The following is a 14,255-nucleotide window of genomic DNA, read 5'->3' as shown; positions in this document are numbered from 1 at the left end:
GTGAAAATATGCAGGTCTTGATTGATGACGGGTTAACACACAGGTATGGATACGCAGGTTAGAACCACACAGGCCCAACGAAGCCAGTTACTCATTGAGGGCCCCGCAGGCCAGATTGAAATCACGATGGATATGCCTGCCGAGCCTGCAGAAATCAAGGGGGTGGCACTGGTCAGCCACCCGCAACCCCTGCTGGGTGGAACACCCAGGCACATTGTGCCGCACACTTTGGCTAAAAATCTGTGTGCTGACGGATGGATTACCGTTCGCCCGGCCTTTCGGGGTGTTGGCCGTTCAGACGGCACATATGCCCAGGGTATCGGGGAAGCCGAAGATACGCTGGCTGTTATAGCCCACATGCGCTCGGTATTCCCGGACCTGCGGCTGGCGCTGGTCGGCTTTTCATTTGGTGCATATGTGTACGCCAGAGCCGCCTGCCAGCTTGAACAAACACAACCGGCCGATACCATCGCCCTGATGGGCTTGCCGGTTGGCAACACCGCCGCAGGAAGGGTTTATGAAGCCCTGCCGTTACCGGCACGCACCCTGTTGATTCATGGGCAGGATGATACGGTCACACCGTTAGCCAACGTGCTGGAATGGGCACGGGCCGAGCACCGCCCGGTGATTGTTTTTCCGGGAACAGACCACTTTTTCAAAGGCTGTCTGGATGGTGTGACGCGCGTGCTACTACAGCATCTTGCGCTGCAGGCGGCTTGAATGCAACTGTGTATGAGCGCGTCATGATACACCGATTAAAGTCTTTGTTTTCCATCAGCCAGGACGGTGCACAGCCTTCATTGGCTGCTATTTTCTGGATGGGGTTTGCCCAGATTTTTGTCTGGGGCGGTTCGTTTTTTCTGCTGGCTGTGCTGGCGCGCCCCATCATGCAGGAAACAGGCTGGTCGCGCCAATGGATTTATGGCTCGCTTTCGCTGGGTATTTTTATCTCCGGTGTTCTGCTGCCCTACATCGGCAAATACATTGCACGCCAAGGCGGCAGAAACGTGCTGGCACTCAGTGGGGTGGTCACCGCTCTTGGGCTGGCAGTCATGGCACTGTCTTCGTCTTTGGTGGTTTTCATTCTGTCATGGTGTATTTTAGGTGTCGCCATGTCCATGGGCCTGTACGATGCACTGTTTGCCACACTGGGCGATACCTATGGCACTGGCGCTAAAAAAGCCATCACCACCATCACATTGATTTCAGGTTTTTGCACCACACTGGTATGGCCGCTGCTGGCATTGGGTGTAAGCCATCTGGGCTGGCGCCATACTTGCCTGATATGGGCGGTGTTTCTGGCGCTGACCATTTTTCCGATTTATCGGCGCTCCTTACCTCAGGTCGCAAAAAGCCCGCCGCCAAAGGATCAAAAAGAAACACCGCCAATCACGATTGACCGGACAGTTTATACGCTGATGTCATGTATCTTCATGCTGTCCGCCGTGGCCATGACCGTCATAACGGTACAACTGATTGACCTGCTGCAGGAAGACGGGTTTACGCTGTCGGCGGCCATTGCCATCAGCGCACTGATCGGCCCGACGCAGGTGGCAGCACGTGTCGTGGATATCATGGTGCGCATCAGCCATCCGATCTGGTCGCTGCTCATCTCTGTTGTGCTGGTTTTTTTAGGCGTTACCCTGCTGCTGTGTTTACCGGCCTATGCCGCATGGGCAGTGATTGTATACAGCGCCGGCAACGGCCTGCGCTCGATCGTTCGGGGAACGTTGCCGCTGGCCATTCTCAAACCTCAGGAGTTTGCCCTGGTCATGGGAAAAATTGCACGCCCGTCGCTGGTGGCCCAGGCACTGACACCCTTCATTTTTGGCATGTTGTTTGAAATGGCCGGTTCCAAGGGCGTACTGGCTGTGCTGGCCCTTGTCGCAGGCGTCAGTGTCATACTGACTGCCATACTGGTCAAGCAGCTCAGGCAGAAAAACCTGTATGTGAAACAGGTCAGAGGCTGACCCGCTGACCTGCTCCAATCATGCGCAGCCCTCAGCAAGCACTCAGTGTTTTGGGCTGACGTTCTCCGGGGAAAAACCACGGGCGCAAATAAACCCCCACACTGTTGCCAAAGAATGCCGCCACCAGCCACAGCCAGCCATGCAGGCTGCCCGAGGCAATGCCGCTGAAATAAGCGCCAATGTTGCAACCATAGGCCAAACGTGCGCCATAGCCAAGCATCAGCCCGCCAATAATCGCGGCAACCAAGGAGCGGCGCGGAATATTCAGGTTGGGTGCAAAACGCCCGGCCAGACCAGCGGCCAGAAAAGCCCCCAGCATGATACCAATATCCATCATGCTTGTGATATCCTCCCACACCGGCGCTGCCAGCGCCTTGGCATTGGCAGCCGTTTGCCAGAATGCCCAGTCTGAAACCGAGATACCCAGCCCCTGCGCCGCCTTGGCACCCCACAACGCAAATGCCGAAGTAATACCCCATGGGCGGCCCGCCAGCGCCAGTGTGACAAAATTCAGCAACGCCAGCGCAACCGCCCCCCAGATCAAAGGCCAGGGGCCTTTCCAGAACCGTGCCACGCCATGCCGTGAGGCTTGCGCCGCCTGCTCCAAAGCACCATGGCGGCGTTTTTCCAGCACCACAGTCAATGCGGCAATGATGGCAAACAGTACCAGACTGATCAGCAGCCCCGGCGCCAGCCCGACATCATTCACCAGAGAAACCGGAGGCAGCGACGGCAGAGCAAACCACCAGTCCACATGCTGGGTGGCAATAACCGAACCGATAATGAAAAATAACAGCGTGACCAACATGCGCGCATTACCGCCGCCAACGGTAAACAGCGTTCCGGATGCGCAGCCGCCACCCAGTTGCATACCAATGCCAAAAATGAAAGCGCCGACAACCACTGAAACGCTCAAGGGTGAAACAAACCCTGCAACCGGATGCCCAAACAGGCTGCCGGCCGCAAGCGCCGGGAAAAACAGCAGCACAGCCAGTGCCAGCATCACCATCTGAGCCCGCAGCCCGGCACCGCGCCGGTCCCGGATGAACACCCGCCAGGCCGATGTAAAGCCAAAAGCAGCATGGTACAGCGTCAGCCCCAATGCAGCGCCCACCAGAAACAGCAACGCCTGACGCCAGTTGACCAGGTTCAGCAGCAACAGTGCTGTTATTGCCAGCAGCGTCACTGCCGCCAGTGCGGCAACAGGTTTTCGCTCAGTCGTCCAAGGAATGGCAATATTCATTGCAGCTCCAGATCATGAAAAATTTCATTCTAGAACTGCTTTTTATGCTGACAAACGATAGAAATATGATAAATAAATTACTTCAGGGCATAAGAGAATAGCGCTCTGTTTCTAAACGCTATTTCTTTTGTCAGGCACACAGAAACCATGATGCAACCATGGCTCATTGGCGCTGCCCGTCAGGGCCACCGCTGACCGAGACCATCAGCCATTTGCCGGATTGCTGCATGTAAAACTCACTCCAGCGCCCGCAGATCTGGCTGCTGGAACCGCTGGAGCTATCCGGCATTTGCACCTGCGCTTCATAGCAGTAATGCGCCACACCTGCGCAGTGATCGAATACGGCCACACCCACCGGCTTGAGGCAACACCGTATCACACGCGGGGAATCGGGCCCGACTGACAAAACACCGGTTTCATAATTCTGCACGGCAGGATGGCCAATGACCCAGCCACAATAACCGGGATGGATGGCCTGACGGATCAGGCTGATCTCCTGCTTCATGGCCCATGCCCAAAGCTCAACCACCGCATTCCACAACCCGTGCTGTGCACCATCCATTTGCCCGATGAGGGAAAAATCCGTTGTCAGTCCATTCACCGATGCAGTTTTCATTGACTCTGTCCCTGATGATGATTTGCTTGCTGCCATGTTCGCAACGGCAATTTTGCGCCAGACAGGAAAAGCGCCATGGTTGACAACGCATGACGCCTCATATTCACCAACGCGCAACAGCGAAGCCATCCGGCCCCCTAGCCCCAGCACAGTCTGCCTGCAATTGTTATTTGATGAATAACAGCCGGTTACTTCCACTTACTAAGCAGTTTGGCCGGGCGCATGGTGTCATATATTTCAAATGGCTGGTGAATCCAGGGGCTGGTTGGCAATGCTTCGGCAAAATAGTCCGGCATGAATTTGGAAATGCCTTTTTGCCAGATGACGGCGGTGCGCAGTTCTTCGATAGACGGCAAAGCACGCAAGCGGTCAACCACTGCGTGCAATGTCACGCCGGAGTCGGCCAGATCATCCACCAGCAACACCTTGCCGCCAAGCTCACCGCGGGGCATGGTGATGTACTTGGCCATATCCAGACGCCCCTGCAGCGTGCCGGCTTCATCACGGTAAGAGCTGGTTGCCATAATGGCCAGCGGCTTGTCAAACACACGTGAGAGAATATCTCCCGGACGTGTCCCGCCTCTGGCCAGACACAGAATCTGATCAAACTCCCAGTCTGACTTATAAACCTGAATGGCCAGTTTTTCGATCAGATCATGGTATTCGTCCCAGGATACGTACAGGTGTTTACCGTCTTCAGTCAGCATGGCATCAACTCCCTCAACGATGATTAATGAGCCAGGTATGGATGTCGCAATAAAATCGTCTGCTTACGATCCGGACCGGTAGAAACAATGTCCACCGGAGCCCCGACCAGATGTTCAATGCGCTGCAGATACAGTCTGGCATTCATCGGCAGCTTGTCGTACTGGGTAATGCCGAACGTGCTTTCTTTCCAGCCTTCCATCGTTTCATACACCGGCTGGCAGCGCTCAATTTCATCGGCCCCCATAGGCAGCATGTCAATGCGCTCACCATCGAGCTCATAACCAACGCACAGCTTGAGTTCATCCAGGCCATCCAGCACATCCAGTTTGGTAATGCACAACCCGGAAATGCCATTGATCTGGCACGAGCGCTTGAGCAGCGCTGCATCAAACCAGCCACAGCGGCGCTCACGCCCGGTGGTCACGCCTTTTTCCGCACCCACCGTGCTTAAATGCCGCCCCACAGAACCTTCTGCATGAATATCAAGCTCGGTCGGGAACGGCCCGCTGCCCACGCGGGTGCAGTACGCCTTGGTGATACCCAGAATATAGTTCAGCAATTGCGGGCCAACACCCGCGCCGGAACAGGCGTTGCCGGCAACACAGTTGCTGGATGTCACATACGGATACGTGCCGTGGTCCACATCGAGCAATGACCCTTGCGCGCCTTCAAACAGCAGGTTGCCGCCTTCACGCCACAGTTCATTCAGCTCACGCGACACATCGGCCATCATCGGCTTGATCTGCTCGGCCTGTGCCATGGCTGTGTCATACATCGGCTGGAATTCCAGCGGTGTGGCATTCAGGTAGTTTTTCAGTGCAAAATTATGCATGTCCAGCAGTATTTCCAGCTTCTCGGCAAAACGCTTGGGGTGCTTCATATCCTGCACGCGCAATGCGCGGCGCGCTACCTTATCTTCATAAGCCGGGCCAATGCCTCGCCCTGTGGTACCGATTTTTTGGTTGCCCCCGCGCTCACGCGCCGCTTCACGTGCAATGTCCAATGCACTGTGAATCGGCAAAATCAGCGGGCATGCTTCACTGATACGCAAACGTGAACGAACCTCAATGCCTGCAGCTTCCAGTTGTGCAATTTCCTCCAGCAACTTTTCGGTAGAAAGCACCACCCCGTTGCCAATAAAGCACGTCACAGACGGATGCATGATACCGCTGGGGATCAGGTGCAGGGCCGTTGTCTTGCCGTTGATCACCAGTGTATGCCCGGCATTATGCCCCCCCTGGAAGCGGACCACCCCCTGCGCCAGCTCTGCCAGCCAGTCCACCAGCTTCCCTTTGCCTTCGTCGCCCCACTGCGTGCCGACGACCACTACATTACGTCCTGTTGGGGTCATTGCATTCTCCGTATTCAGTTGAAAATTCACATCCAAATCATGCAGGCCAGGCCTGCTGCTCAAATTCCCTGGTTATCCACAGACCTGCTCATGCATTGGGTGCATAAGGTTTGACAACCCAGTCAGTACCTTGCTGCACCAGAATGCGGTCACATTGAAATTCATCTACGCGCTGCTCATGTCCGGGCAGCATGCACACAACCACTTCGCCCTGTGCCCGCAATTGGGCAATGGCTTTCGTCAGCGCGGCATCCACACTCCAGGGCGCCAGAATCGCCGGCATTAACCCGGGGTCATGTGCCAAAGAAGTCAGTAACTTGATATCCAGACTGAACCCCACAGCCGGACGGGTGCGTCCATAAATGGCACCGATTTCGTCATAACGGCCACCGCGTGCCAGCGCGTCGCTATACCCTTGCGCATAAACCGCAAAACGAGCGCCTGTGTAGTAACCATAACCGCGCAGGTCTGCCAGATCGTAGCTCACACGGGCGCCATACTGCTCACCAATATGCTGCCCCAGCCAGCGCAGGTCTGCCAGTGCCTGTGTAATGGCCGTGCGTTGCGGTAAAATCCGCGCGGCTTCGTCCAGTACGGCAACATCACCATACAGGTTTAACAATGCCAGTAATGCCTGACGCACCTCTGCCGGGAACGTACGCGTCAACGCCTGCAGCTCACCTGCGTCTTTGTTGGCAAGTGCTGCATAAACCTGGTGAAATGTATGCGCATCGACAAAAACCCCGCCCAGCAGGCTGCGCACAATGCGGATATCGGCCATGTCCAAGGTCAGATGTGGCACCCCGATACGGGTCAGCGATTCCAGTACCAGAGACTGCGTTTCCAAGTCAGCCTCCAGCCCGGCATGGCCATATATTTCGGCGCCGAACTGCAGCGGTTCACGGGTACTGTGTAAATCGGAAGGCACGGTATGTACAACCGGCCCGCAATAGCATAACCGGACCACGCCCTCACGGTTTAGAAGGTGGGCATCAATCCGTGCCACCTGGGGCGTTGTATCTGCGCGTACGCCGAGCATTCGCCCGGAGAGCTGGTCAACCAGCTTGAATGTTTTCAGGTCGAGCGCCTGCCGGTTATCACCCACCAGTGATTCCAGATGCTCCAGCATAGGCGGCATCACCAGCTCATAGCCGTAACAACGGGCAGCATCCAACAGTTCGCGCCGCAAATCCTCAATACGTCTTGCCTCTGAGGGCAATACATCAGCGATGGACTCTGGCAGTAACCAAGCAGACATTTATCGGTAACAGAGGTTCTTAAAAATTGGATTTTACGCCGTCGTGCAAGATTGCACAGCTTCTTTTTTTATTCTGCTTCAATATAGGCTCCTTTAAACTTGACAATGGTGTCGCATTCGCTCATTAAAAATGAGCTTATCAATAAGGAAGCGATTGTTTTGCGACGCGAAATCTCCATTTTGACCATACTCACAGTCATTTCATCGCATCGCGTCTCTGCACCCGATCCAAAACGAAAATAATACCTAACATATTGAAATAACAAGCAATTATGTTTTGCACCGCATGATTGCATGATACTCTCGGAAATGATATACAAACACGGCAATTTGTAATAGGATGTGCGAATCAATTCAAAGTCTTATATAAGACTTTGAATGTAAGCTGTTTCAATAATTCTGGACAGCATTCTTAAAGAGTCTGACTGACGTAAGGAGAAGACAAATATGGCAAAAATGATGAAAGCAGCAGTTTTTGTTGAAAAAAATCGCATTGTATTAGAAGAAAAACCTATTCCTGACGTAGGTCCGCTGGATGCTCTGGTCCGAATCACCACCACCACCATTTGTGGTACAGACGTTCATATCTTAAAAGGAGAATACCCGGTTGCCAAAGGCCTGACCATTGGTCACGAGCCGGTCGGCGTCATTGAAAAACTGGGGTCCGCAGTGACCGGTTTTAAAGAAGGCCAGCGCGTCATCGCCGGGGCCATCACCCCCAGCATGCACAGCTACGCCTGTATGTGCGGCTGCGCCTCACAGGATGGCCCGGATACCAAAACCGGCTTTAAACTGATGGGCGGCTGGAAATTCGGTAACACGATTGACGGCTCTCAGGCTGAATACATTCTGGTCAACGATGCGCAGGCCAACCTGGCCCCCATTCCTGATGGCCTGACCGATGAAGAAGTGCTGATGTGTCCTGACATCATGTCCACCGGCTTCTCTGCTGCTGAACGTGCCAATGTGCGTATCGGCGACATGGTTGCCGTATTTGCCACCGGCCCGATCGGCCTGTGTGCTGTGGCAGGTGCCAAGCTGATGGGTGCAACACGCATTTTCGCGGTAGACGCCATTCCGGAACGTCTGGCCGTTGCCAAAAAACTGGGCGCCACAGATACCGTCAACTTCAAAGAATGCAACCCGGTTGAGAAAATCATGGACCTCACCGATGGTCGTGGTGTGGACGTTTCTATTGAAGCGCTGGGCACCCAGGCCACGTTTGAATCGTGTCTGCGCGTTCTGCGTCCGGGCGGCAAACTTTCCAGCCTGGGTGTGTATTCGAACGACCTGAAGATCCCGCTGGATGCTTATGGTGCCGGTCTGGGTGATATCGATATCCTCAGCGGCCTGTGCCCTGGCGGTAAAGAACGTATGCGCCGTCTGCTGGCTGTGGTGGCAGCACGCCAGGTTGACCTGCGCCCCCTGGTCACCCACCATTACAAACTGGACGACATTGAGGCTGCATACGACCTGTTTGCCAACCAGCGCGATGGTGTGATGAAGATCGCGGTTAAACCTTAAGCGAAAAGTCTACAACTCTGCATTGATATCTGAAATGCAGGGTTGGATTTGCTCTTACAACAGGCTGCTGCGGCAGCCTGTTTTTATGCAGCCTCAAGATAAGAAAAACGACTTTCGGGGTAAACAAACAGTGCCCATGAAAAATGGGGCGGAAATACAATGATCCCTTCATGAAGGGCAGAAGGTTGCGGCACTTCCTGCTCAAGCAACGCCAGTATTTCCTGCGCAGAAACATTGCACACCACATGATCTTTTTCAAAAACCAGCAGCAGATTTCCTTGCTGCCCTGAGAGCCACGCCTGCACGCGCGGCATTTCCCAGTGCTCCGACACCAAAGGACGGCTGCTGTGGCTGTAACGCTGAATCTGTCTGTGAACAGTTGCCCATTCCTGCGCAGCAGCATCAGGCTGCAGCGTTTTGGCATAGTGCAGTTGGGTCTCCAGCTTCAGAACCTCGCTGTGCCGGCGAGGACGCCGCTTATCCAGGCGCAGTTTTTCCAGTTGGAATTCCAAAGCATGGATACGCCGGGTATTCCAATGCCTCCAGCGCTCATATCCTTGAATACGGTTGTGACATATCTGCTGTTGCAGCGCCTTCCATAACTTGGGTTTGCTTTTGGGTGGAATCGGTATGCGCACACCCAGGCATTCACAAGGCTGCCCGCAGCTAAAACAACGCACATTCCGATCCATTGCTGGCCGGCGTACAGCCGTTTGGCACGAAAAGCATACCCATTTATATTGCGACATATCCTCCACCCCGGTAAATACAAAGACTTGTCACAGTTTAAACATAATTCGAAATTTCGATTAAATTCTGGTCAGGGTCACGCAGATACACCGAAACGATCGGCCCCGTTGCACCGGTACGCTGAACCGGCCCTTCAAGCAGGGCAACACCAACCGTCGCCAGATGCTGCATGACAATATCCAACGGCTGCCGGGTAATAAAACACAAATCGGCAGAGCCTGGTGTCGGATGAGCCGCTTTGGGCTCAAACTCTTTACCAGATGCATGCAGATTGATTTTCTGATGACCAAAACTCAGCGCTTTACGCCCAGCACCAAAAGTCACCACCTTCATGCCAAGCGCTTTTTCGTAAAACCGGCATGACGCATCCACATCTTTGACCGTCAGAACCAGATGATCCAGGTGATCAATTTGAAAGTTCATATCGTCCCTATAAACTGAAAGTGCCACGTTGACGTGGCACTTTTAAATCAGAACATCCAACCCTGCTTAAACCAGGTTAGCCAGGTTAACGCCCACCGGTCTGCGACGCGCCCATGAATTTAAAGAATTCACTGTTCGGGTCCAGCACCATTACATCATCTTTACCGCGAAAGCTCGCGCGATACGCCTGCAGGCTGCGATAAAAATCAGCAAACTGGGGGTCTTTGCCAAATGCATCGGCAAAAGTACGGGTCGCCTGGGCGTCCCCCTCACCCATCACATTTTGGGCTTCCTGGTAAGCGGTTGCAATTTTTTCCTGATAGGTTCTGTCGGCCTGGGCACGCAGGTTTTCATTTTCAGCATTACCTTCCGCACGCAGCTTTTCCGCCAGACTCTTACGCTCGGTAATCATCTGCTCAAAAATCTTGGGCGCAGTGGACGCGGAATAATCAACCCGGCGCACACGCACATCTTCAATCAGAATGCCCATGTCCTGCGCGATAGGCGCGAGCCCCACCTGCACGGCGCTCATGATCCGCTGGCGGTCACTGTCAAGCACGGCCTGTACGCTGCGGCGGGCAACTTCCTCGTTAAAAATACGTTGTACGTTGGAAACCAGCTTCGCTTCGGCTGTACGCATATCTGTGCCGTTGTTGGATTCGATGAAGCGCTTGGCATCCACCACACGCCACTTCACAAACCAGTCCACAATCAGCCCCATGTTGGATTCTGATGTCAGAATTTCCACAGGCGTTGCGTTATCCAGCGTCTGGATGCGTTTATCAATATACGCAACGGTCTGGAATGGTGCCGGCAGCTTGAAATGCAGTCCGGGTTTGTTGATAAACTCGATCTCTCCATCGCTGCTGCGCTCGGCCGAAAGTGATTTGACATCCCACAACGCATTCAGATCCGATGAGACATTAATGATGTAGCGTACCTTACCAAAGGCATACACCACGCCGATCTGACGCTGGTCAACAGTAAAGATCATCGTACTGCCGACAAACAGCAGTACCAGCAAAGTCACGATGATCATGGCAATACGGTTCATTGTTTTATCCTTTTTTGATTGATCTCGCGAATTTATTAATAACGATCCCGACCAAACGCATCTCTGGAGCGATCTCCCAACGCCGATCCATTGATAGCGGTATTGTTACTGGAGGCCAGTGGCGAGTCAGAAGAAGATGGCTGCGCCGCTGCCGCTGGTGCTGCGGGAGCTGTTCCACCACTGCCGCTGGCACCTGGCGCCGCATTGCTTTGGTTCAGAATTCTGTCCAACGGCAGATACAGCATGCTGTTATTGCGCGAATCAACTATCACCTTGGTCACGTTGCCAAAAATATCCTGCATGGTTTCCAGATACATCCGGTTACGGGTCACCTCTGGAGCCAAGCGGTACTGTTCATAAATCTGTAAAAAGCGTTCCGTGTCGCCCTGTGCCTGTGCTGTTACGCGTGCCCGGTAGGCTCCTGCATCTTCCCGCAGGCGTGCAACAACCCCCTCTGCCGATGCAACACGCTGGTTGGCATAGGCGCGACCTTCGTTGATGCGGCTTTCTTTTTCGGCTGTCGCACTGCGTGCCTCGTCAAACGCAGGCTTCACCTGCGCCGGTACCTGCACATCCAGAATATTCACGTTATACACTTCAATACCGGCATTGAGCTTATTCAACTGGTTCTGAATGGAGCTCATCATCAGTGCGGCAAGACTTTGCCGCTTGCTCACTCCGGGCGGGGCGCTTTCCTCTAACGTCAGTGTGCTGGTTTGCATACCAAAATCATTCCCAGCAACCACACGTCGCGGATTCATCAGAAAACAGGGATCATCCCAGGCCTCCAGATGCTCACCTGCAAGCGGCAGGCAGCTTTCACGCTTAATCACAATATCCATCGGTGTGCTGCCCACCACCTCACGCACGGCAGACTCGGCAGCCAGCACCACAGCGTCTTCCGTCTGGGCATTCACAAATAAGAACTTGCGAATGTCATTGATACGGTATTGCACCGTGAAGCGAATCTCCAGAATATTCTTATCCTGTGTCAGCATGGCCGCGTTGCTCAGCCCGGTTACGCTATTGATGTTGCTGTTGCCAATATTGATGGAGCGCAATTGTTCGGTGGCTACCGTCTCGCGGCTTTGAATCGGATACGGCAAATGCCACTGCAGACCAGGCCCAACTTCCCGCGTATATTCGCCGAAAGTCAAAATAACGGATTTCTGGCCTTCCTGCACCGTGAAAATACCTGAGGCGAGCCAGCCTGCCACAATCACCAGCAAGATGAAGCCCACGCCTATGCCGGCACCTTTGCCACTGACCTGCATCGGCGGGCGCTGGTTACCGGAAGAACCGTTACCATTACCGCCGCCCCAGCCGCCGTTGTTGCCACTGTTACCGCCACCGTTAGAATCGGAACCTTTGCCGCCATTGCCTGCGCCGCCAAACCAGCTTCCCAGTTTGCCGCTGACATCACGCCAGATTTCATCCAGATCAGGGGGGCCATCAGGCTGCTTGCCCTGCTGTCCAGGTTGATTGTCCGATTGCCCTTTACGCCCATCCTGATCATCCTCAGGTTCCCGGTCTCCTTGCGGCGAACCAGACTGATCGCCTTCACGCGAATCATCATTCTGAGGCTTGGTTGGACGCCCCCATTGCGGATCGTTCAGGTTAAACACCGCAAGCAGGCGCTGCCATATGGAGATGGTCTTGGGAGGCGTTGATAAATGGGTCATGCTTGACATACGATAAGATTGTGTCTTTCTTGATGTTCGGGACAATTAATTTTCGTCTGAAAAATCCCGAGAATCCCGTGTTTCAAAGTGTGATTGTGCCGTATCTGACGAATTTTGTATGGAATTGTTCAAATTGTCAGGTGAATTTTCGGACATCTGCCCGTCATCAGCCTGAACAATCTGTGCAAGCGTCTGCCGCAAAACGTCCAGTCCAATGCCCTGCGCTGCACTGACAAAAACGCGCCGGCATGACACACCATCCACTTCGTACCAGTCCTGCGGCTCTCTGGGCTGGGCGGTTTCGGGCAATGCATCAATTTTATTGAATACCAGCAACTGCGGTACATGCTGCGCGCCGATTTCTGCCAAAACCTGCTGCACCTGCTCAATCTGCTCGGCGTATTGTGCATTGCTGGCATCTACCACATGCAGCAGCAGGTCAGCCTCTGCGGCCTCCTGCAACGTCGCTTCAAAAGCCTCTACCAGACCATGCGGCAAATCACGAATAAACCCTACGGTATCGGACAGGGAGACCGATCTTTTGGCTTCATTCAGATAAAGCGAACGTACCGTTGTATCCAGTGTGGCAAACAACTGGTCTGCTGCATAGGTACGCGCTTTCACCAGCGCATTAAACAGCGTTGACTTACCGGCATTGGTATAACCGACCAAAGACACGCGAAACACCTCATTGCGCGCCCGTGCACGTCGTTGCGTGTTGCGCTGCTTCTTCACCTTATGCAACTGGTTTTTCAGCGCCTTGATGCGCTCATTGATCATGCGCCGGTCCAGCTCTATCTGGGTTTCCCCCGGACCGCCACGCACGCCCTGACCACCTTGCTGTCGCTCCAGGTGGGTCCACATCCGCACCAGTCTGGTTGACAGATACTGCAACCTGGCCAATTCAACCTGCAACTTACCCTCATGACTGCGGGCACGCTGGGCAAAAATATCCAGAATCAGAAACGTACGGTCATTGACAGGCATGCCAATCCGCTTTTCCAGATTTCGCTGCTGGGCAGGAGACAACCCCTGATCAAACAGGATTTCCGAAGCCCCCTGGGCCTGCGCGAGCATGCGAATTTCGTCCACTTTGCCGGAACCGACAAAATAAGCGGCATCCGGCGCCTTGCGCTGCACGACCAACCGGCCCGCCGGGTGCAATCCGGCAGACTCAGCCAGCAAAGCCAGCTCATCCAGGTCGTCATCATTCAGGCGTTTGGCACCAAAGCCAACGCCTACCAAAAAAACGCCAGGACCGACAGACATTGCCGAAGCAGATTGCCCACGCGATGAGGCCAACGGGTGTTCAGACAAAGTTGTTAAGCTGTACTCTCAAAATGAGATACTCGGCTTTTGGCTGCCAAATCAAATCCCGCTCTGACGCTCTGCAGCACCTTCATCTGCTACCGGAGGAGCAGACTGGAAGCTGACCGAGCGGCCTGGAACAATGGTTGATATGGCGTGCTTATAAACCATTTGTGTTACGGTGTTGCGCAGCAACACTACATACTGATCAAAAGATTCCACTTGACCTTGCAGTTTGATTCCGTTGACCAAATAAATGGATACTGGAATGTGTTCCTTACGCAGGGTGTTCAAAAATGGGTCTTGTAATAACTGCCCTTTATTGCTCACGATATTCTCCGTGTTCAAAGAAAATGATGGATTAAAAA

Annotated in this window: 14 protein-coding genes; 3 read left to right on the top strand and 11 right to left on the bottom strand. The window is 53.9% G+C overall.

What is annotated here, in order from left to right; genetic code table 11:
- Positions 1-45 precede the first annotated feature (45 nt).
- Together AACY98_RS00145 and AACY98_RS00140 are read left to right on the top strand one after the other, a co-directional pair.
- Complete coding sequence (locus tag AACY98_RS00145) at positions 46-720, top strand: alpha/beta hydrolase (RefSeq protein ID WP_339800063.1); 675 nt, start codon at positions 46-48, stop codon at positions 718-720.
- A 23-nt stretch (positions 721-743) separates the two neighbouring features.
- A complete protein-coding gene (locus AACY98_RS00140; protein WP_339800060.1) occupies positions 744-1,970 on the top strand; it encodes an MFS transporter in 1,227 nt (408 codons plus the stop codon).
- A 31-nt stretch (positions 1,971-2,001) separates the two neighbouring features.
- Here AACY98_RS00140 and AACY98_RS00135 read toward each other — a convergent pair whose 3' ends face one another.
- The 5 genes from AACY98_RS00135 to AACY98_RS00115 form a co-directional block, all read right to left on the bottom strand.
- Positions 2,002-3,213: a YeeE/YedE family protein gene (locus AACY98_RS00135; protein ID WP_339800057.1), complete on the bottom strand. Its 1,212-nt coding sequence runs from the start codon at positions 3,211-3,213 to the stop codon at positions 2,002-2,004.
- Positions 3,214-3,376: 163 nt separating this feature from the next.
- Entirely contained in the window at positions 3,377-3,958 is a 582-nt protein-coding gene (locus tag AACY98_RS00130) for a hypothetical protein (RefSeq protein ID WP_339800054.1), read from the bottom strand.
- Between the two features lie 59 nt (positions 3,959-4,017).
- Positions 4,018-4,536, bottom strand: a complete 519-nt coding sequence (locus AACY98_RS00125; RefSeq protein ID WP_339800051.1) for a phosphoribosyltransferase — start codon at positions 4,534-4,536, stop codon at positions 4,018-4,020.
- Between the two features lie 23 nt (positions 4,537-4,559).
- Entirely contained in the window at positions 4,560-5,888 is a 1,329-nt protein-coding gene (locus AACY98_RS00120; RefSeq protein ID WP_126979359.1) for an adenylosuccinate synthase, read from the bottom strand.
- An 88-nt stretch (positions 5,889-5,976) separates the two neighbouring features.
- A complete protein-coding gene (locus tag AACY98_RS00115; protein ID WP_339800045.1) occupies positions 5,977-7,146 on the bottom strand; it encodes an ATP phosphoribosyltransferase regulatory subunit in 1,170 nt (389 codons plus the stop codon).
- A 447-nt stretch (positions 7,147-7,593) separates the two neighbouring features.
- Between AACY98_RS00115 and AACY98_RS00110 the strand changes: the two genes are divergently transcribed.
- Positions 7,594-8,670, top strand: a complete 1,077-nt coding sequence (locus tag AACY98_RS00110) for an NAD(P)-dependent alcohol dehydrogenase (protein WP_126979355.1) — start codon at positions 7,594-7,596, stop codon at positions 8,668-8,670.
- An 83-nt stretch (positions 8,671-8,753) separates the two neighbouring features.
- On the opposite strand, the gene AACY98_RS00105 is transcribed toward AACY98_RS00110, so the two are convergent.
- From AACY98_RS00105 to hfq, 6 genes are all read right to left on the bottom strand, one after another.
- Entirely contained in the window at positions 8,754-9,350 is a 597-nt protein-coding gene (locus AACY98_RS00105; protein WP_339800042.1) for a hypothetical protein, read from the bottom strand.
- Positions 9,351-9,456: 106 nt separating this feature from the next.
- A complete protein-coding gene (locus AACY98_RS00100) occupies positions 9,457-9,843 on the bottom strand; it encodes a VOC family protein (RefSeq protein ID WP_339800040.1) in 387 nt (128 codons plus the stop codon).
- 85 nt (positions 9,844-9,928) lie between these two features.
- Positions 9,929-10,897 carry a protease modulator HflC gene (hflC, locus tag AACY98_RS00095; protein WP_339800037.1) on the bottom strand — a complete coding sequence of 323 codons (969 nt, stop codon included), beginning with the start codon at positions 10,895-10,897 and terminating at the stop codon, positions 9,929-9,931.
- Between the two features lie 35 nt (positions 10,898-10,932).
- A complete protein-coding gene (hflK, locus tag AACY98_RS00090; RefSeq protein ID WP_339800035.1) occupies positions 10,933-12,579 on the bottom strand; it encodes a protease modulator HflK in 1,647 nt (548 codons plus the stop codon).
- A 45-nt stretch (positions 12,580-12,624) separates the two neighbouring features.
- Positions 12,625-13,848 (bottom strand): GTPase HflX, encoded by a 1,224-nt coding sequence (gene hflX, locus AACY98_RS00085; RefSeq protein ID WP_339800032.1) that lies wholly within the window; start codon positions 13,846-13,848, stop codon positions 12,625-12,627.
- Positions 13,849-13,947: 99 nt separating this feature from the next.
- Positions 13,948-14,217 carry an RNA chaperone Hfq gene (gene hfq / locus AACY98_RS00080; protein ID WP_339800030.1) on the bottom strand — a complete coding sequence of 90 codons (270 nt, stop codon included), beginning with the start codon at positions 14,215-14,217 and terminating at the stop codon, positions 13,948-13,950.
- Positions 14,218-14,255: the final 38 nt, after the last annotated feature.

The sequence above is a fragment of the Saezia sanguinis genome, assembly GCF_963921665.1.
GTDB classification, from domain to species: domain Bacteria; phylum Pseudomonadota; class Gammaproteobacteria; order Burkholderiales; family Burkholderiaceae_C; genus Saezia; species Saezia sanguinis.
This window is presented reverse-complemented; position numbering and strand designations above follow the sequence as displayed.